This window comes from Rhizobium sp. WYCCWR 11128, assembly GCF_013416305.1.
Taxonomy (GTDB): Bacteria; Pseudomonadota; Alphaproteobacteria; order Rhizobiales; family Rhizobiaceae; genus Rhizobium; species Rhizobium indicum.
This window is the reverse complement of record NZ_JACCEZ010000001.1, coordinates 75,946-94,399: the sequence shown is the minus strand read 5'-3', so window position 1 is coordinate 94,399 and position 18,454 is coordinate 75,946. Positions and strand designations below refer to the sequence as shown.

Annotated in this window: 14 protein-coding genes; 6 read left to right on the top strand and 8 right to left on the bottom strand. The window is 62.3% G+C overall.

Going from position 1 to position 18,454, the window contains the following annotated elements:
* Positions 1–7: 7 nt before the first annotated feature.
* The 3 genes from HX898_RS00445 to HX898_RS00435 all read right to left on the bottom strand — a co-directional run bounded on the left by HX898_RS00445 (position 8) and on the right by HX898_RS00435 (position 3,093).
* A complete protein-coding gene (locus tag HX898_RS00445) occupies positions 8–1,411 on the bottom strand; it encodes an MATE family efflux transporter (protein WP_180193702.1) in 1,404 nt (467 codons plus the stop codon).
* A gap of 142 nt (positions 1,412–1,553) precedes the next feature.
* Positions 1,554–2,798: a TCR/Tet family MFS transporter gene (locus tag HX898_RS00440; RefSeq protein ID WP_180193701.1), complete on the bottom strand. Its 1,245-nt coding sequence runs from the start codon at positions 2,796–2,798 to the stop codon at positions 1,554–1,556.
* Positions 2,791–3,093 (bottom strand): hypothetical protein, encoded by a 303-nt coding sequence (locus tag HX898_RS00435; protein ID WP_138330435.1) that lies wholly within the window; start codon positions 3,091–3,093, stop codon positions 2,791–2,793. Before HX898_RS00435 ends, HX898_RS00440 begins: the two co-directional genes overlap by 8 nt.
* 112 nt (positions 3,094–3,205) lie before the next feature.
* Here HX898_RS00435 and HX898_RS00430 point away from each other — a divergent pair, with 112 nt between their 5' ends.
* A complete protein-coding gene (locus HX898_RS00430) occupies positions 3,206–4,201 on the top strand; it encodes an aldo/keto reductase (RefSeq protein ID WP_180193700.1) in 996 nt (331 codons plus the stop codon).
* A gap of 56 nt (positions 4,202–4,257) precedes the next feature.
* Here HX898_RS00430 and HX898_RS00425 read toward each other — a convergent pair whose 3' ends face one another.
* Positions 4,258–5,178 carry a neutral zinc metallopeptidase gene (locus tag HX898_RS00425; protein WP_138330433.1) on the bottom strand — a complete coding sequence of 307 codons (921 nt, stop codon included), beginning with the start codon at positions 5,176–5,178 and terminating at the stop codon, positions 4,258–4,260.
* A 76-nt stretch (positions 5,179–5,254) separates the two neighbouring features.
* Positions 5,255–5,785: a DUF2306 domain-containing protein gene (locus tag HX898_RS00420; RefSeq protein ID WP_138330432.1), complete on the bottom strand. Its 531-nt coding sequence runs from the start codon at positions 5,783–5,785 to the stop codon at positions 5,255–5,257.
* Between the two features lie 47 nt (positions 5,786–5,832).
* On the opposite strand from HX898_RS00420, the gene HX898_RS00415 reads away from it, so the two are divergent.
* Both HX898_RS00415 and carB read left to right on the top strand, forming a co-directional pair.
* A complete protein-coding gene (locus tag HX898_RS00415) occupies positions 5,833–6,609 on the top strand; it encodes a LytTR family DNA-binding domain-containing protein (RefSeq protein WP_138330431.1) in 777 nt (258 codons plus the stop codon).
* A 270-nt stretch (positions 6,610–6,879) separates the two neighbouring features.
* Positions 6,880–10,368, top strand: coding sequence for a carbamoyl-phosphate synthase large subunit (gene carB / locus HX898_RS00410; protein WP_138330430.1), 3,489 nt, complete (start codon positions 6,880–6,882; stop codon positions 10,366–10,368).
* A gap of 77 nt (positions 10,369–10,445) precedes the next feature.
* Here the strand turns inward: carB and HX898_RS00405 are convergent, their stop codons facing one another.
* Together HX898_RS00405 and HX898_RS00400 are read right to left on the bottom strand one after the other, a co-directional pair.
* Positions 10,446–11,900: a UdgX family uracil-DNA binding protein gene (locus tag HX898_RS00405; RefSeq protein ID WP_180193699.1), complete on the bottom strand. Its 1,455-nt coding sequence runs from the start codon at positions 11,898–11,900 to the stop codon at positions 10,446–10,448.
* A complete protein-coding gene (locus HX898_RS00400; RefSeq protein WP_180193698.1) occupies positions 11,900–13,132 on the bottom strand; it encodes a putative DNA modification/repair radical SAM protein in 1,233 nt (410 codons plus the stop codon). The genes HX898_RS00405 and HX898_RS00400 overlap by 1 nt, the downstream gene beginning before the upstream one ends.
* A 253-nt stretch (positions 13,133–13,385) precedes the next feature.
* Here HX898_RS00400 and greA point away from each other — a divergent pair, with 253 nt between their 5' ends.
* On the top strand, positions 13,386–13,862 hold the full coding sequence (greA, locus tag HX898_RS00395) for a transcription elongation factor GreA (RefSeq protein ID WP_012758398.1): 477 nt from the start codon (positions 13,386–13,388) through the stop codon (positions 13,860–13,862).
* Positions 13,863–13,889: 27 nt separating this feature from the next.
* Positions 13,890–14,948 carry a glycosyltransferase family 4 protein gene (locus HX898_RS00390; protein ID WP_180193697.1) on the top strand — a complete coding sequence of 353 codons (1,059 nt, stop codon included), beginning with the start codon at positions 13,890–13,892 and terminating at the stop codon, positions 14,946–14,948.
* 73 nt (positions 14,949–15,021) lie between these two features.
* Here the strand turns inward: HX898_RS00390 and HX898_RS00385 are convergent, their stop codons facing one another.
* Positions 15,022–16,356, bottom strand: a complete 1,335-nt coding sequence (locus tag HX898_RS00385) for a dicarboxylate/amino acid:cation symporter (protein WP_138330427.1) — start codon at positions 16,354–16,356, stop codon at positions 15,022–15,024.
* Positions 16,357–16,581: 225 nt separating this feature from the next.
* Here HX898_RS00385 and HX898_RS00380 point away from each other — a divergent pair, with 225 nt between their 5' ends.
* Positions 16,582–18,450 carry an ATP-binding protein gene (locus HX898_RS00380; protein WP_171598431.1) on the top strand — a complete coding sequence of 623 codons (1,869 nt, stop codon included), beginning with the start codon at positions 16,582–16,584 and terminating at the stop codon, positions 18,448–18,450.
* Positions 18,451–18,454 lie beyond the last annotated feature (4 nt).

Genomic DNA, 18,454 nt, shown 5'->3' with positions numbered 1-18,454 from the left:
GGAGATATCAGGAGCCCGCCGTCACTCCCTCCCGGCGAAGAAGAAGGTAGAAGCGCGCGCAGAGCATGACGGCAGCCGCCGCCAGCCCGACGAGGAAGCCGAACCAGATGCCGATGCCGCCGAAACCGAGCGGGAAGGCAAAGGCCCAGGCGAGGAAGAAGCCGATCGGCCAGTAGGCGATCAACGCCATGATCATCGGCACACGGGCGTCCTTGAGGCCGCGCAGCAATCCATTGGCGATCACCTGCAGCCCGTCGACCAGCTGGAAAAGGCCGGCAACGACGATCAGCGGCCCGGCATAGGCAAGTACCTCGGGCGCCTCGGGCGAGTTGACGTCGAGGAACCAGCTGCCGAGGAATTGCGGCATGGAGGCAAAGAGCACGCTGCCCACCGCCGAAATGGCGCAGGCGAGGACGAGCACGGTGATCGAAGCGCGCACCAGCCCCTGATAATCGCCCTGCCCGTGGGCGACACCGACGCGCACCGTTGCCGCCTGGCTGAGGCCGAGCGGAATCATGAAGGCGATCGAGGCCCATTGCAGGGCAATGCCATGAGCCGCAAGCTCGATGGTGCCGATATAGCCCATCAGCAGCGAAGCCACCGTGAACAGGCTGACCTCGGCAAGGATGGTGACGCTGATCGGGAAACCGAGCCGGATGACCTCCAGCAGCGCGTGCCAGTCGGGTTTCCAGAACCGCACGAAGATCTCGTAGCGCCGCGTCTCTTCCCGCCGCTGCACGAAAGCCAGGATGAAGAGGAAGCCGGCTGTCTGCACCACGACCGAAACGATCGCCGCACCCTCGAGCCCCATCGCCGGAAAGCCGAAATGGCCGAGTACGAGGATATAGGCAAAGATCGCGTTCATCACCAGCGTGGCGATGGTGACGTTGAGGATGATGCCCGCCTTGCCGATGGCGCTGACGAGCGAGCGCATGACGTTGAAGAGCAGCGCCGGCAACACGCCGAACTGACCGATCATGATGTAGCCGTGTGCGAGCTTGGCCACCTCGGGCTTCTGCTGCGCAAAAAGCAGGATCTGTTCCGCATTGAAGAAGGCCGGTTGCATGATGATCCAGAATCCGATCACCACCCAGAGACCCATGCGCAGCGATCGGCGCACCGAGACGACGTCGCCGCGGCCATAGGCCTGGGCCACCAGCGGAATGACGGCGATCGCAAAGCCCGATCCGAAGATAAGGATCGTGAAGAGGAATTGGGCCGACAGCACCATCGCCGCCAGCTGCTCGGCGCCGAGACGTCCGATGATCATCACGTCGGTGGTGTGGATGCCGAGCTGAGCGAGCTGGGCGCCGATCAGCGGAATGCCGAGCGCCAGCGTGGCACGGAAATGTGCGCTCCAACGATTATCGTTTGTCGGCGCAAGTCTGCGCGCGTCGATCGGCGTGTCCATGACACCAGTCCTGTGATTGAAATATGCGTCGCCGCAGCTTGCGGCGAAATATCATCCGGGCTTAGATCAAAGCCCTGCAAAGAACTACCCCAAATGAGGCAGATGATGAAAAATTCATCATCGCATCAGCGTTTCTGATCGATCAACCGGCCGCTTCCAGCGCCTCAGCCGGCTCGCGGACCCGGACCCGCAGGAGGAACACGCCGGCGGCCACCAGGATGAACAGGGCGGCGGCAAGATAGGGCGCGCCGGCAAAAGTGACCGGCGCCTCGGGCCGCGTGAAGTAACCGAACATCTGCGTGAAGATCAACGGTCCGGCGATGGTGGTGACGCTGCTGAGGCTGGTAAGCGCGCCCTGCAGCTCACCCTGCGCCGAAGGCGGCACCATGCCGGCGGCAATGCTGCGCAGCGGCGGATCGGCGACGTTTTCCATGACAGTCGCAACGATGATGACATAGACGACCCAGCCCTCCCAGGCGAAGGCATAGCCGGTGAGACCGACGGCCGAGAAGCACAGGCCGAGAAGAGCGGTCTTCCACTCGCCGAGCACCGGCACGATCCGCGGCAGAACCAGCCCCATGACGATCACGGCGCCGATGCCGTAAATGCCGAGCGACAGGCCGATCTGTCCCTCGCTCCAGCCGTAGCGATAGGTCGAGACGAACGACCAGACCGAGGGATAGACGGCATGCGCCAGGAAAAACAGGAACATGACGAGGCTGACCCAGCCGACGCCAGGATAATGGCGCATCTGGCGCAACGCGCCGAGCGGATTGGCACGTTTCCACTCGAACCGGCGGCGGTTCTTCGCCTCCAGCGTCTCGGGCAAAAGGAAACAGGCGGCGATGAAATTCAGAAGCGACAGCGCAGCCGCGCCGAGGAACGGCACACGCGGGCCGAATTCGCCGAGGACACCGCCAACGACGGGGCCGATGGTGAAGCCGACGCCGAAGGCGATGCCGATCAGCCCGAAATTTTTCGCCCGGTTCTCCTCCGTGCTGATATCGGCGATATAGGCCGAGCAGGTGGCGAAACTGCCGCCACTGATACCAGCAAGCACGCGGCCGACGAACAGCATCCAGAAGCTGGTGGCGATGCCGCAGATGAAATTGTCGATCGCGAAGGTCAGCACCGAAAGCAACAGGATCGGCCGGCGGCCGAAACGGTCGGACAGGTTTCCGAGCAGCGGCGCGAACAGGAATTGCATGCCGGCATAGACGAGCATCAGCCAGCCGCCGTCAATCGCTGCGTCGCTGACGCTGTCGCCGGTCAGCTGCTCCAGATAGGCGGGCAGCACCGGCATGATGATGGCAATACCGATAATGTCGAGGAAGAGGATGATGAAGACCAGGAAAAGGCCGCGGCGAACGAATTTAGGGTCAAGCATGAGGCATCTCTACAGCGGTTGCTTCTGAAAAGACGATCTCGTCGCCGAGAAAGTGACATAGCTCAGAAAAGAAACCGAAACAATCCGTGAACATTTCAAAGTTTTTGATAATGCTCAACGGGAAATTTATGAGAGGCCTCAACCGATGGGCGCGCGCTGCCGTTCCAGCTTCAGGAGATCGAGAGCCGCCCAGCGGATCGCCGGGCGAAGAGTCCCTTGCAATCGCCGCGACGGCATCCAGATCACCAGAGAAGCCCAGTCCAAGAGAAGACTGGTCCAAGAGAAGACCGGTCATTGTGCACTTCGCCGCACAGCCTGTTCGATGCCGTCCGATTATCGCCCGAATGCGAAAGCGGTAGAACGGTATCGAGGACGACGCCCGGCGGCGCAAACTGATGGAGAAAACAATGCAGACCTATCGTTTGGGAAAGACCGGACCCGATGTCTCGGCCATCGGCCTCGGCTGCATGGGCATGTCGGGCATGTACGGCCCCTCCGATCGCGCAGAAAGCATCGCGACGATCCATGCCGCGCTCGATGCCGGCATCAACCTGCTCGACACCGGCGATTTCTACGGCATGGGCCATAACGAAATGCTGATCGGCGAGGCATTGAAGGGTCGCAGGCGCGAAGACGCCGTCATCAGCGTCAAGTTCGGCGGCCTGCGCGATCCCGTCGGCGGCTGGAGCGGCATCGACGCCCGCCCGGTCGCGGTGAAGAACTTCCTCAGCTATACGCTGCAGCGCCTCGGCGTCGACTATATCGACATCTACCGTCCCGCCCGCCTCGATCCGAACGTGCCGATCGAGGACACGGTCGGCGCCATCGCCGACATGGTCAAGGCGGGTTATGTCAAGCATATCGGCCTGTCGGAAGTCGGCGCCGACACGATCCGCCGCGCCGCCACTGTGGCCCCGATCGTCGACTTGCAGATCGAATATTCGCTGATCTCGCGCGGCATCGAGGAGAAGATCCTGCCGACGACACGCGAACTCGGCATCTCGATCACCGCCTACGGTGTGCTCTCGCGCGGCCTGATCAGCGGCCATTGGCAGAAGGGCCAGGGCGGAACGGCCGGCGATTTCCGCGCCTACAGCCCGCGCTTCCAGGAAGGCAATATCGATCAGAACCTCGCTCTGGTGGAGAAGCTGCGCGAGATTGCCAAGGCAAAGAGCGTCTCGGTCGCCCAGATCGCCATCGCCTGGGTCGCCGCCAAAGGCAAGGACATCGTCCCGATCATCGGCGCTCGCCGCCGCGACCGGCTGACCGAGGCGCTCGGCTCACGCGCAGTCGATCTGTCGCCAGAAGACTTCGCCGTCATCGAACGCGCCGTGCCGAAAGACGCGGCGGCGGGTGGGCGTTATCCTGAGCATATGCTGCAGCATATGGACAGCGAGAAGTAAGCAAGGGATGGAAGGGGCTGTGACGCGCTATGTGCCGTGCGCCCCTTCATCTCTCCTCAAACCGGTCCCGAGAACGTATCGCAGGCCGACAGCTGGCCGCTGTCGAAGCCGCGCTTGAACCATTTGACCCGCTGCTCCGAGGTACCGTGGTTGAAGCTTTCCGGCACGACATAACCCTGTGACCGCTTCTGCAGCGAATCGTCGCCGATCTGCTGGGCTGCGTTCAGCGCTTCCTCCAGATCGCCTGACTCGAGCAGGCCCTTCTGCTGCGTATATTTGCCCCAGATGCCGGCAAAGCAATCGGCCTGCAGCTCGACGCGCACCGACATCTTGTTGGCGTCGGCCTCGCTCATGCGCTGGCGGGCCTGGTTGAACTTCGGCAGGATGCCGAGCAGGTTCTGCACATGATGGCCGACCTCATGAGCAACGACATAGGCCTCGGCGAAATCACCCGACGCGCCGAAGCGGTCGGAAAGCTCCTGGAAGAATTCGGTGTCGAGATAAACCTTGTGGTCGCTCGGGCAGTAGAACGGACCTGTTGCGGATGATGCGGAGCCACAGGCCGATGCCGTCGAGCCCGAGAACAGCACGAGGCTCGGCTCCTCGTAATTTTGGCCCTGCGCCTGGAAGATGCCCTGCCAGGTATCCTCGGTCTCGGCAAGAACGGTGCGCATGAAAGCGGTCATCTCGTCGTTGGCGGGCGTGCGTGTTCCGCCGGACTGGCTCTGCTCGTAGCCGGGACCGCTTGTCGTGCCGCCGGTATCGAGCATCTGCAGCAGATCGATGCCCATCATCTTGAAGATAAAATAGATGACGATGAGGAAGACGATCGTGCCGATGCTGAGGCCGCCACCGGCCCGGCGAACACCGCCGCCGGAAGGAAAGTTGAAGCCGCCGCCGCGGCCGAAACCGCCGCCGGTCGGATCGCTGCGGCGATCCTCGATATTGTCGGACTGACGCCGGCCTTTCCATTCCATCTTCGCTCTCCCCGGCAATGCCTGTGCTTGCGCTCAAGGAGTTATATATCCGTCAGCGGCCGGAATTCCAGCGACTTCATCGGGCAATCAGGCGCCCGCGTCGGCGACGCAGCACGATTGCGATCAGTATCGAGCCGATCACCGCCGCAGCAAGGACAGCCGGCCATTCCACGCCGGTGAAGATGACCGCATGCATGATCCGGCCAGGCAGGAAAGTGAACAGGCCGGCAAGCACGATGCCGCCGAAATAAAGGCCGGCGACGATGCGCTTATGCAGACGGATATCGCCGCGGCGAGCCGCCGCGATCGCATTCCAGCTGCCGAACAACGTTGCAATCGACAGAAGATGGATCGGGCTGAACCCATAGAAGAGATCGAGTTCGTGAATGAAGAAGCTCGATACCGCCGTGACAACCATCAGCGCCATCCAGATCCTGCCGAGCAGACGGTGCAGCGGCGTGCCCTTGGGGCGCAGCAGGACATAGGCGCCGAGAAGTGCCGCCGGCGTAACAGCAGTGACATGGATCTGAACGGCGAGCGGGGCGGCGAGGAGCGGTTCGACGGTCATCAGCGACATCCGGTTGAATTCGGTCCTTCTTTCCGCCAAGACTGCATCCGCCTCAATCCGAACCGCGCAAACGGCAGGAAAACTTCGTGATTCACCTCTTCTTGCAATCCACGCTTCGCGAATTGCAGGTCTTTCTCCACTCCCGGCGCTTCTGGGGAACCTTTGCCGCGATCGTCCTGCTCTTTGCCGTCACCGGTCCCTACGGCACGATGGAAAGCATGGCCTTCGGCGAACGCCTCGCCTACTGGCTGAGCCTGCATGCCATTGCCTGGACGATCGCCATTCTCTGCGCAGTCGCAGCCGAAAGACTGCTGCAGGGAGTGATCATTTCGATGTTCGCCCGCATGATGGCGGGCTCGCTCATAGCCGCCCTGCCGATCGGTTTTGCCATCGGCCTCGTCGACTATGTCTTCACCGGCGAAGCGACCACGCTGGAAAGCGGCCTGCAGCGCGCGCTTTTTGCGGTGCCGCTCTGCGCCCTCTTCTGCCTTTTGACCTACATGGCGATGAGCCAGAAAATCGCCGAAGCCGCAGCACCTGAGGAAACCAGCCCCGCAGCCTCGATCCTCGACCGGCTGAAGCCTGAGAATCGTGGCGCGCTGCTGCGCCTTTCCGTCCAGGACCACTATACCGAGGTGGTGACCAGCCGCGGGCGCGAACTGGTGCTCTTGCGTTTCGCCGATGCGCTGAGGGAAACCGCCGCGACGCCGGGCCTTCGCGCCCATCGCTCGCACTGGGTGGCCGACGCCCATGTCGAAAGCCTGAAACGCGACAATGGCAGGCTGCTGATCCTCACCCGCGACGGCACGGAAATCCCGGTCAGCCGCAGCTATGCCGAGGATGTGCGCCGCCGCTTCACGTAAAGAAGACGCGCGGCGCTGTAGGTGCTTGACGGGACTCCCGCTTTCGCTCTTCCTGAAGCAGCGCGGCGAAATTCGGGTACTCCTCGTGCCTGACGAGAAATAGCCCTTCGCGTGTTGGATTCCTGTCGATTCCGCGATTTATGGGGTTCCGTTTGCAAATACATTTGCCTATAAGCCGCTTCTAGCCTGAAAAGACCCAGCATGCGCGACCCGACCCGGTGATCTCCCACCCTGGCCGGCTTTCTGCGCAGCCAGAAAACGGAAGCACCCATGCCGAAGCGCCAAGACATCAAATCGATCCTTATCATCGGCGCGGGACCGATCGTTATCGGCCAGGCTTGCGAGTTCGACTATTCCGGCACCCAGGCCTGCAAGGCGCTGAAGGAGGAAGGCTACCGCGTCATCCTCGTCAACTCCAACCCGGCGACGATCATGACCGATCCGGGCCTTGCCGACGCCACCTATGTCGAGCCGATCACCCCCGAGGTTGTCGCCAAGATCATCGCCAAGGAACGCCCGGATGCGCTGCTGCCGACCATGGGCGGCCAGACGGCGCTGAACACCGCGCTTTCGCTGAAGCGCATGGGCGTGCTCGACCGCTACAATGTCGAGATGATCGGCGCCAAGCCCGCCGCCATCGACATGGCCGAGGACCGCGCTCTGTTTCGCGAGGCGATGGCCCGCATTGGGCTGGAAACTCCGCGCTCGATGCTGGCGAACGCCACCGACATCAAGGACCTCGACCGCAAGACGCATGAGGCCGAGCGCGTCAAGCTGCGCGAAAGCCTCTCGGGATCCGACCTCGACAAGGCGCTGGACGAGCTGGAAAACCAGTGGAACCTCGGTGAGAGCGATCGCAAGCAGCGTTACATGAGCCATGCCATGGCGATTGCCGCCCAGGCGATCGACCATGTCGGCCTGCCCGCCATCATCCGTCCCTCATTCACGCTCGGCGGTACCGGCGGCGGCATCGCCTACAACCGCTCGGAATTTTTCGAGATCGTCGGCGGCGGCCTCGATGCCTCGCCGACCACCGAAGTGCTGGTCGAAGAATCGGTGCTCGGCTGGAAGGAATATGAAATGGAGGTCGTCCGCGACAAGGCGGACAACTGCATCATCATCTGCTCGATCGAGAACATCGATCCGATGGGCGTCCACACCGGCGATTCGATCACCGTCGCGCCGGCCCTGACGCTGACGGACAAGGAATACCAGATCATGCGCAACGCCTCGATCGCGGTGCTGCGCGAGATCGGGGTCGAGACCGGCGGCTCGAACGTCCAGTTCGCCGTCAATCCGAAAGACGGCCGTCTCGTCGTCATCGAAATGAACCCGCGCGTCTCGCGCTCGTCGGCGCTCGCCTCCAAGGCCACCGGCTTCCCGATCGCCAAGATCGCCGCCAAGCTCGCGATCGGCTATACGCTCGACGAACTGGATAACGATATCACCGGCGGCGCAACGCCCGCCTCCTTCGAACCGTCGATCGACTACGTCGTCACCAAGATCCCGCGTTTCGCCTTCGAGAAATTCCCCGGCGCCTCGCCGGTGCTGACGACCGCGATGAAGTCGGTCGGCGAAGTCATGGCGATCGGCCGCACCTTCGCCGAATCGCTGCAGAAGGCACTGCGCGGCCTCGAAACCGGCCTGACCGGCCTCGACGAAATCGAGATCCCCGGCTTCGAAGAGGGCGAATCCAGCCAGAACGCCATCCGCGCTGCAATCGGCACACCGACGCCCGATCGCCTGCGCATGGTCGCCCAGGCGCTGCGCCAGGGCATGAGCGAAGCCGAAGTCCACGAAGGCTGCAAGATCGACCCATGGTTCATCGCCGAGCTGAAGGCGATCGTCGAGATGGAAGCCCGGATCCGCGAGCACGGCCTGCCTGATGATGCCGCAAACCTGCGCATGCTGAAGGCCATGGGCTTCTCCGACGCGCGTCTGGCGACGCTGACCGGCAAGCGCCCGAAGGAAGTCGCCGAATTCCGCAACAGCCTGAATGTCCGCCCTGTCTTCAAGCGCATCGATACCTGTGCGGCCGAGTTCGCCTCGCCGACCGCCTATATGTATTCGACTTATGAGACGCCTTTTGTCGGCGCCGCCCGCTCCGAGGCTGAGGTCTCCGACCGCAAGAAGGTCGTCATCCTCGGCGGCGGCCCGAACCGCATCGGCCAAGGCATCGAGTTCGACTATTGCTGCTGCCACGCCGCCTTCGCGCTGAAGGATGCGGGTTATGAGGCGATCATGATCAACTGCAACCCGGAAACAGTCTCGACCGACTACGACACGTCGGACCGCCTCTATTTCGAGCCGCTGACGGCCGAGGACGTGATCGAGATCCTGCGGGCAGAACAGGAAAGAGGTGAAGTCGTCGGCGTCATCGTCCAGTTCGGCGGCCAGACGCCGCTGAAGCTTGCCGAGGCGCTGGAAAAGAACGGCATCCCGATCCTCGGCACCGCGCCCGATATGATCGACCTTGCCGAGGACCGCGACCGCTTCCAGAAGCTCCTGATGAAGCTCGACCTCAACCAGCCGAACAACGGCATTGCTTATTCGGTCGAGCAGGCCCGCATGGTCGCCACCGAAATCGGCTTCCCGCTGGTCGTGCGTCCCTCTTACGTGCTTGGCGGCCGCGCCATGCAGATCCTGCATTCGGAAGGCCAGCTGCAGAGCTACCTGCTCGATACCGTGCCTGAACTGGTGCCTGAGGATATCAAGCAGCGCTATCCCAACGACAAGACCGGCCAGATCAACACTCTGCTCGGCAAGAACCCGCTGCTCTTCGACAGCTATCTCAGCCACGCCATCGAAGTCGACGTCGACTGCCTCTCGGACGGCACCGACGTCTATGTCGCCGGCATCATGGAGCATATCGAGGAAGCCGGCATCCATTCCGGCGATAGCGCCTGCTCGCTGCCGCCGCGCACGCTCTCCAACGAGATGCTCGACGAGCTGGAGCGCCAGGCGAAAGCCATGGCCAAGGCCCTCAATGTCGGCGGCCTGATGAACGTCCAGTTCGCCATCAAGGACGGCACCGTCTACGTTCTCGAAGTCAATCCGCGCGCCTCGCGAACCGTGCCCTTCGTCGCTAAGACCATCGGCGCGCCGATCGCCAAGATCGCCGCCCGCGTCATGGCCGGCGAAAAACTCGATGCGACCTTCGCCGCCTACGGCGAAAAGCCCGATCCGCGCAAGCTGAAGCACATCGCTGTCAAGGAAGCCGTCTTCCCCTTCGCCCGTTTCCCCGGCGTCGACACGCTGCTCGGCCCGGAAATGCGCTCGACCGGTGAAGTCATAGGCCTCGATACCGATTTTGCACTGGCCTTCGCCAAGTCGCAACTCGGCGCCGGCGTCGAGCTGCCGCGTGACGGCACGGTCTTCGTCTCCGTCCGCGACGCCGACAAGCCGCGCGTGCTGCCGGCGATCAGCATCCTCGTCGAACAGGGCTTCAAAGTGCTGGCGACCGGCGGCACCGCCCGCTTCCTCGCCGAAAACGGTATCACCGCCACCAAGATCAACAAGGTGCTGGAAGGCCGTCCGCACATCGAGGACGCGATCCGCAACCGCCAGGTCCAGCTCGTCATCAACACCACCGATGGCAACAAGGCGATCTCCGACTCCAAGTCGCTGCGCCGTGCGACGCTGATGCAGAAGGTGCCTTATTACACGACGATGGCAGGCGCCGAAGCCGCCGCCCAGGCAATCAAGGCGCTGAAGGCCGGCAATCTGGAAGTGCGGCCGCTGCAGAGCTATTTCGCCTGAGATACGGAACGCCATCGCTCGATGAGCGATGGCGCCAGCCTTGCCATTGGGGCACCACCGGAGGCTTCTGAATCAGTTTATGCAGCGGCCACCATAAGGCGCTGAACCATCAGCATATCTTCGCGAAATCGTGCCAGTTCCTCCGCACTCAGCCGCTCATCGGGAATACGCAGCAGATAGGATGGATGCACCGTCACGAAGAGCGTTCGCTCCTCATCGATCGCGATCGCTTTCCCCCTGACATCCTGAAGCCGCTGTTTCGTATCGGTCAGCGCCGCGAGCGCCGTCGCCCCCATCGCAACGATGAGCTTCGGCTTGATCAGTGCCATCTCCAGATTGAGCCACCAGCGGCAATGCTTCACCTCGCCCATATTGGGCTTCTGATGGATGCGACGCTTGCCGCGCGGCTCATATTTGAAATGCTTGACGGCATTGGTGACGTAAAGCGTTGAGCGATCAATGCCCGCTTCAGTGATCACCTGATCCAGCAGCCTGCCGGCCGGACCGACGAAGGGGCGCCCTGATATATCCTCCTGGTCGCCCGGCTGCTCGCCGACGAACATCACCTCTGCATCGCGCGGCCCCTCCCCGAATACCGTTTGCGTGGCCTTTGCATGCAGCGGGCAGCGGGTGCAGCCGGCAGCTTCCGCGCGCAGTGCTTCCAGCGTGCCCGCCGGCGCTTCGGGCTCGGCCGGAATGCTGCGCGCGGCTTCCTGCAGGCGATCGTGAAAGGGCAACGACTGGGTCGCCTCCCGTGCAGCCATGGCCCGCACCTGGCTCTCCGCCGATGCGATCAGCCCAGGGATGAGATCGGCTTCCGGCAGGTTCTTCCAGTATTTTTTCGGCATCTCCGCCTGCATCGCCTTCAGCTTCAACCGCGCCGGATTGAAAATGCTGGCGTAGTAGGTGCGCCAAAGTTCGTCGGTAGCATCGGTGAGATTGGGTTTTTCACACGGTTCGTCGCTCATCGTCAGCCGCTCGCCGTCCCAGGCGGCCGATCCCTTGGGCGTCGCGATCAGCCAGTCCATGTCGGTGAAGCGCCGTTGAAAGAAGGGCGCTGTGCGCCTGACGATATGGTGATCCGGCTCGAACCAGGCGAGGAATTTTCGACGGCCCGCCGACACCGCACCAACCTCCTTGAAGCGGACGAAGGCCGTCATCTTGTGCGCGTCGCGCCGAACGTTTTTCGCCATCAGCCTGGCACGGGCGACGTCCTCGTCGGAGGCCACTTCAAGCAGCTGCCGATCCAGTTGCAGCCGCCAGAGCAGACGGTAAAGCAGGGAAAAGCGCGCCGGGTCGGAATGGCAGAGAACTGTCTCCGCGAGATCGATGAAGGCGGGCGGCACTGTCATCGGCTTGCGTGCCATGATAGGCGCCGGCGGCATGGCGTCGCGTTGAAACACAAGGTCCGCCTCCTCGCTTTTTTCGCGCCAATCGATCTCTTCCGGCAGGATGCCGGCGACCGCCAAAGCGCGCGCGGCGTCACGCCATTCGGCAAGCTCCCCGCGCCCTGCAAGCACGACCCGGCGCATCACAGCAACGACAATTGTTCGGGTTGCGGTTCGAACATGGCGCGAAGGTCGGGGCGCTCGATCAATCGGCGCGGCGACCAGCCTTCCGCCGAGATGAAGGATTGGACTTTCTTGATCGAAATGCCGAGCCGCTGGAGATCATCGAGCCGCAACCGGCGAAAACGTCGGGCCGAAACGATCGCTTTGACTGTCTTGGTGCCGAGGCCGGGCACACGCAGCAACCGTTCACGCTCGGCCTTGTTGATATCGACGGGGAATTCCGCCCGATTGGCGAGCGCCCAGGCAAGCTTGGGGTCGAGGGTGAGATCGAGCATGCCGCCCGCCTGGTTTGCGGTGATCTCGTCGATGCCGAAACCGTAGAATCGATAGAGCCAGTCGGCCTGATAGAGCCGGTGTTCCCGCATCAGCGGCGGCTTGATCAGCGGCAGGTTTTTCGACGAGTCCGGAATCGGGCTGAAGGCGGAATAGTAGACGCGCTTCAGCCCGTAGCTGCTATAAAGCCGGCCGCTGGTCGCAAGGATCGTCGCATCGTTCGCGCCATCGGCGCCGACGATCATCTGTGTGCTCTGGCCGGCCGGCACGAAACGCTGACGCTTCTTCGTCTGCAGCGTCGGTTCGCCGGCGGCCTCAATCTTCAGCCGCAGATCCCCCATCGATCGCCGGATATTGGCAGGCTTCTTTTCCGGCGCAAAGCGGGTGATGCCGTTATCCGTCGGCAACTCGATATTGAGCGACAGCCTGTCTGCATGAAGCCCCGCCTCCTCGATCAGACGCGGCGACGCCTCGGGGATCGATTTCAGATGGATATATCCGCGGAAATTGTGGGTCACACGCAGTTCGCGGACGATGCGGACCATCTCTTCCATCGTGTAATCTGACGAACGAATAATGCCGGAGGAAAGGAACAGGCCTTCGATATAGTTGCGGCGATAGAATTCCAGCGTCAGCCAGATGACCTCCTCGGGCGTAAAGCGCGCCCTTTCGACATTGCTCGACGAACGATTGACGCAATAGGCGCAGTCGTAGATGCAGAAATTGGTCAGCAGTATTTTCAGAAGCGAAATGCACCGCCCGTCCGGGGCATAGGCATGACAGATGCCGGATCCCTCGGTCGAACCGAGCCCGCCACTTGCCCGGGAATCACGTTTTACCGTGCCGCTGGAAGCGCAGGAAGCGTCATATTTCGCAGCATCGGAAAGGATGGCCAAGCGTTCTGTTAGCGACTTCTTCATTAGTATGTTCACTATATGTTCTTATATGCGAAGTCAATCAGGACGATGCGATTTCTGCCCGTTTTCCAGCCGCATCACCTGATGCCGGGGCGAGCCGCGTTTCTTTTATGCGAATTTTCTGGAAATCGGCCTTGGCGATCTGCTATAAGCGTCCGACTAAGATTGTGGCACGGTTCCGAAGCTCCCCTTCGGGACCTGTTTTCTTTTGTGTTCGCCGCTAATTGTGCGGATACGAGGATTGAAGGACAGAAAAATGGTTGAAAAGGTACCGATGACACCGGGCGGTTTCGTCAAGCTGCAGGAAGAGCTGCGCTGGCGTCAGCAGGAGGAGCGCCCTCGAATCATCGAGGCGATCGCCGAAGCCCGTGCCCATGGCGACCTTTCCGAAAACGCCGAATACCACGCCGCCAAGGAAGCCCAGAGTCACAACGAAGGCCGCATCAGCGAGCTGGAAGACCTGACGGCGCGCGCCGAGGTCATCGACCTCACCAAGATGTCGGGCGACAAGATCAAGTTCGGCGCCAAGGTGAAACTCATCGACGAGGACACCGATGAAGAAAAGACCTACCAGATCGTCGGCGACCAGGAAGCCGACGTCAAGGCCGGCCGCATCTCCATCTCCTCGCCGATCGCCCGTGCTCTGATCGGCAAGGAAGTCGGCGATTCCATCGAGGTCAATGCGCCGGGCGGCTCCAAGGCCTACGAAATCCTCCAGGTTTCCTGGGGCTGATCGCCCGCCAGCCGCGAGACCCCTCCCTTGCCCGATATCCGCGACGTCGAGATCATTGCGCCCAATTTCAAGCGCCGGCTCTCCGGCGTCACGTCGACTATCGTCCAGCTCATCCCATGCCAGATCCGGCTCGGCATCAAGATCGCGACACTCGGGCCCGGCCTGCCGGAGGACCTGCCGAAACTTAAGGGGCGGCAGCTCCTCGGCCTCTGGCGCCCGCCGGCGCGCCGGCGCCAGCGCGTCTGGCACGCGCGCCGCAACAACGAGATGGCGGTCGGCATCCTGCTGCGCCAACTGTTGCGCATGCCGCTGAAGCTTCTCTTCACCTCGGCCGCGCAACGCCGGCACACCGCCTATACGAAATGGCTGATCCGTCGCATGGACGCCGTCATCGCGACTAGCGATCGATCCGGCTCGTTCCTCGAGGTGCCGCACACGGTCATCCAGCACGGCGTCGACCTTGCTCTGTTCCATCCGCCGGAAACGGCGGAGGACGGCATCGCCGCCACCAGCCTGCCGGGCCGCCATCTCATCGGCTGCTTCGGCCGCGTGCGCCATCAGAAGGGCACCGATCTTTTCGTCCAGGCGATGATCGAACTGCTGCCGCAGCACCCCGACTGGACGGCGGTCGTCTCCGGCCGGGTGACGACCGAACACACGGCATTTGGCGACAAACTCAAGGCGGATGTCGCGGCCGCCGGGCTCAGCGACCGTATCCTCTTCCTCGGCGAAGTGCCTGACATCAAGGTCTGGTATCGCCGCCTGACGCTTTACGTCGCCCCTTCCCGCAACGAGGGTTTCGGCCTGACGCCGCTCGAAGCCATGGCCTCGCGCACTGCGGTGGTGGCATCGGACGCCGGCGCCTATGCCGAGCTCATCGTCACGGGCGAGACGGGCTCGGTCGTCGCCGCCGGCGATGTCGAGGCGCTGACGCGGGCAATCGCGCCCTATATCGCAGATCCCGCGCTGGCGATCGCGCATGGCGAGAATGCGCTGCGGCATGTCAGGGCGAATTTCGCGCTGGAGAAAGAAGCGAGCGCGATCGGCGCCATTTACAACAGCCTTTTCGGCGACAATCGCAGCTGAGGCAGAAAAGAGAAACGGCCCGCTGGATGACGGGCCGTTGAGAGAATTTTAGGACTGCGGACAGTTCGGTCAGTTATTCAGCCGGCTGCAGCCCGGCAGCGGGAGCACTCTCCCCGGCCTGGCCGCCCAGTGCGGCGGCGAGCTGCACCGTATCCAGCTCGTTTTCCCAACGTGCCACGACGATCGTCGCAACCGCATTGCCGACGAGGTTGGTCAGCGCCCGGCATTCCGACATGAATCGGTCGATGCCGAGGATGAGCGCCATGCCGGCGACCGGTACGGAGGGCACGACGGAGAGCGTCGCGGCAAGCGTGATGAAGCCGGCGCCGGTGATGCCTGCGGCACCCTTCGAGCTCAGCATCGCCACTAGCAGCAACAGGATCTGATCACCCCAGGAGAGATGGATGCCGGTTGCCTGAGCAATGAACAAGGCAGCCAGCGTCATGTAGATGTTGGTGCCGTCGAGATTGAAGGAATAGCCCGTGGGGATGACGAGGCCGACGACCGAGCGCTTGCAGCCGGCCTTTTCCATCTTGTTCATCAGTCCCGGAAGGGCAGCCTCCGAAGACGAGGTGCCGAGGACCAGCAGCAGTTCTTCCTTGATGTAGCGCAGCAGCGCCACAATCGAGAAGCCGTTGTAGCGGGCGACAGCGCCGAGAACGACGAGGACGAAGAGCAGAGAGGTGATGTAGAAGGTGCCGATCAGCATGGCGAGGTTGGCGATCGATCCGACGCCGTACTTGCCGATGGTGAATGCCATGGCGCCGAAGGCGCCGATCGGGGCAGCCTTCATAAGGATGGCGACGAGCTTGAACACGGGCGCCGTCAGGGCATTGAGGAAGTTGACGACCGGTTCGCTCTTTTCGCCGACCATGGCGAGCGCGATGCCGAAGAGCACCGAGAAGAATAGCACCTGCAGAATGTCACCATCGGCGAAAGCGCCGACGATCGTCGTCGGGATGATGTTGGTCAGGAAACCGACGATGCTTTGCTCATGCGCCTTTGCGGCGTAGCCGGCGACGGCGGCCGGATCCAGCGAGGCCGGATCGATGTTCATGCCGGCGCCGGGCTGGACGACATTGGCGACGATCAGGCCGATGATGAGCGCCAATGTCGAGAATGTCAGGAAGTAGAGCATCGCCTTGCCGGCGACGCGGCCGACCTTCTGCAGGTCGCTCATGCCGGCAATGCCGGTCGCAACCGTCAGAAAGATGACCGGCGCGATGATCATCTTGACGAGCTTGATGAAGGCATCGCCGAGCGGCTTCAGCTGGGTGCCGAATTCAGGATAGAAATGGCCGAGAAGGATACCCGCAGCGATAGCCGCGAGAACCTGAACGTAAAGATGGCTATAAAAGGGCTTCTTGCCCTTGCTGCCTGCGATTGCATCGAGTGGTGCTGCGATCATGATGTCCTCCTAATGGCTCGTCCGGAACGAACTCCGGCCTCCCGAGCCGTTCGCTTCAAGTCCAACAGCTCAGCCGTTGTTGCCCCATTCTTCGCAATCGCCGTGCCAGTTTTGCGCCGACTAGCCAACAAGTTGAATTTATTAATGAAAAATTTATTTTGCTGCTGACGGATCATTAAGTAATGCGGAAATCCGCACAAATCCATTTGCGTCTCGTGCAGAAAAATGCACAAATCCGCCATGTCCGTGTCGCAGAAATTGTGGCCTCCCCTACCCGTGCAACACCGCATCCGCCGGATGTGGTGGGCCTATGCCGTGCTCGCCCTCGTCGCTGTCGTCGCAAGCCTCTGGGCCAGCGGCGAGATCGGCCGGCACCGGGCGGAGGCTGCCCTCGAGGAACAGGCCCGCATGGATGCGAGGCTGAATGCGGCGTTGCTGCGCACGGTTCTCGAAAAATACCGGGCGCTTCCCTTCGTGCTGTCGCAGGACGCGGCACTCGCCGCCGCACTGGCGGGAAACGATGCCGGCGCGTTCGAGCAGCTCAGTCAGAAGCTGGAAAATTTGGCGGCGGGCACGAAAGCCGCCGTCATCTATGTCATCGACAAGGACGGCATGGCGATTTCGGCCAGCAACTGGCGCGAGCCGACGAGCTTCGTCGGCAATGACTACCGCTTCCGCGAGTATTTTCAGGGGGCGGTCGAACGAGGACAGGCCGAGCACTTCGCGCTCGGCACGGTCAGCAAGAAGCCGGGTCTCTATATCTCCCAGCGGATTTCGGGCAGCAATGGCTTGCTGGGTGTCGTCGTGGTCAAGGTCGAATTCGACGATGTCGAGGCGGATTGGAACACCTCGGGGACCCCGTCCTACGTCGTTGACGAGCGCGGCATTGTCCTCATCACCAGTCTTCCATCATGGCGGTTCATGACGATCGGCCGGATCGCCAAAGACCGGCTGACGGCGATCCGCGAAAGCCTTCAATTCGGCGATGCGCCACTTCAACCCCTGCCTCTCGACATGGTCCGAAACCTCGGCGACGGGCTCGATGTCGTCGAGATCGTCATGCCCGGCGATGCCGGGAAAACCAGGTTTCTCGATGTCGCAACGTCGGTGCCGGCGACCGCATGGCATTTGCAGCATCTGGTGGCGCTGGGGCCGTCCGTCGATGCGGGGATTCGCGAAGCCCGCATGCTGGCATTGCTGATACTCTTGCCACTGCTGGCCGGAGCAGCCTTCCTTTTGCGCCGCCGCCATGCGATCGCCCTGCGAATCTCCAGCGAACAGCAGGCGCGGGAGGAACTGGAACGGCGGGTAGTCGAGCGGACGCTGGATCTCAGCCAGGCGCGGGACCGGCTGCAGGCTGAAATCATCGGCCACAAGAGCACGGAGCAGAAGCTGCAAGCCGTGCAACAGGATCTGGTGCAGGCCAACCGGTTGGCCATCCTGGGTCAGGTGGCCGCCGGCGTTGCCCATGAGATCAACCAGCCGGTGGCGACCATCCGTGCCTATGCCGATAACGCCCGCACCTTCCTCGATCGCGGCCAGACTGCGCCTGCCGGCGAAAATCTCGAGAGCATTGCGGCGCTCACGGAGCGCATAGGTTCGATCACCGAGGAGCTGAAGACCTTTGCCCGCAAAGGCCGCGGCAGCGCCGAACCAACCGGATTGAAGGACGTCATCGAGGGCGCGGTGATGCTGTTGCGCAGCCGGTTTGCCGGTCGCATGGATACGCTCGACATCGACCTGCCGCCCGACGAACTGCAGGTGATGGGAAACCGGATTCGTCTCGAGCAGGTGCTCATCAATCTGCTTCAAAACGCCCTGGAGGCGGTGGCGCCGAAGGCCGGAGACGGTCGCGTCGAGGTCAGAACATCCACCGATGCAGGGATGGTAACGGTGACGGTCGCCGACAATGGTCCCGGCATCCCTCCGGAAATCCGAAAGGGCTTGTTCACGCCGTTCAACACCTCGAAGGAAAGCGGTCTCGGCCTTGGCCTGGTGATCTCCAAAGATATCGTCGGTGACTACGGCGGCCGGATGGAGGTTGCAAGCGACAGCGACGGAACCCGGTTCATCGTTCAGCTGAGGAAGGCTTGAGGTC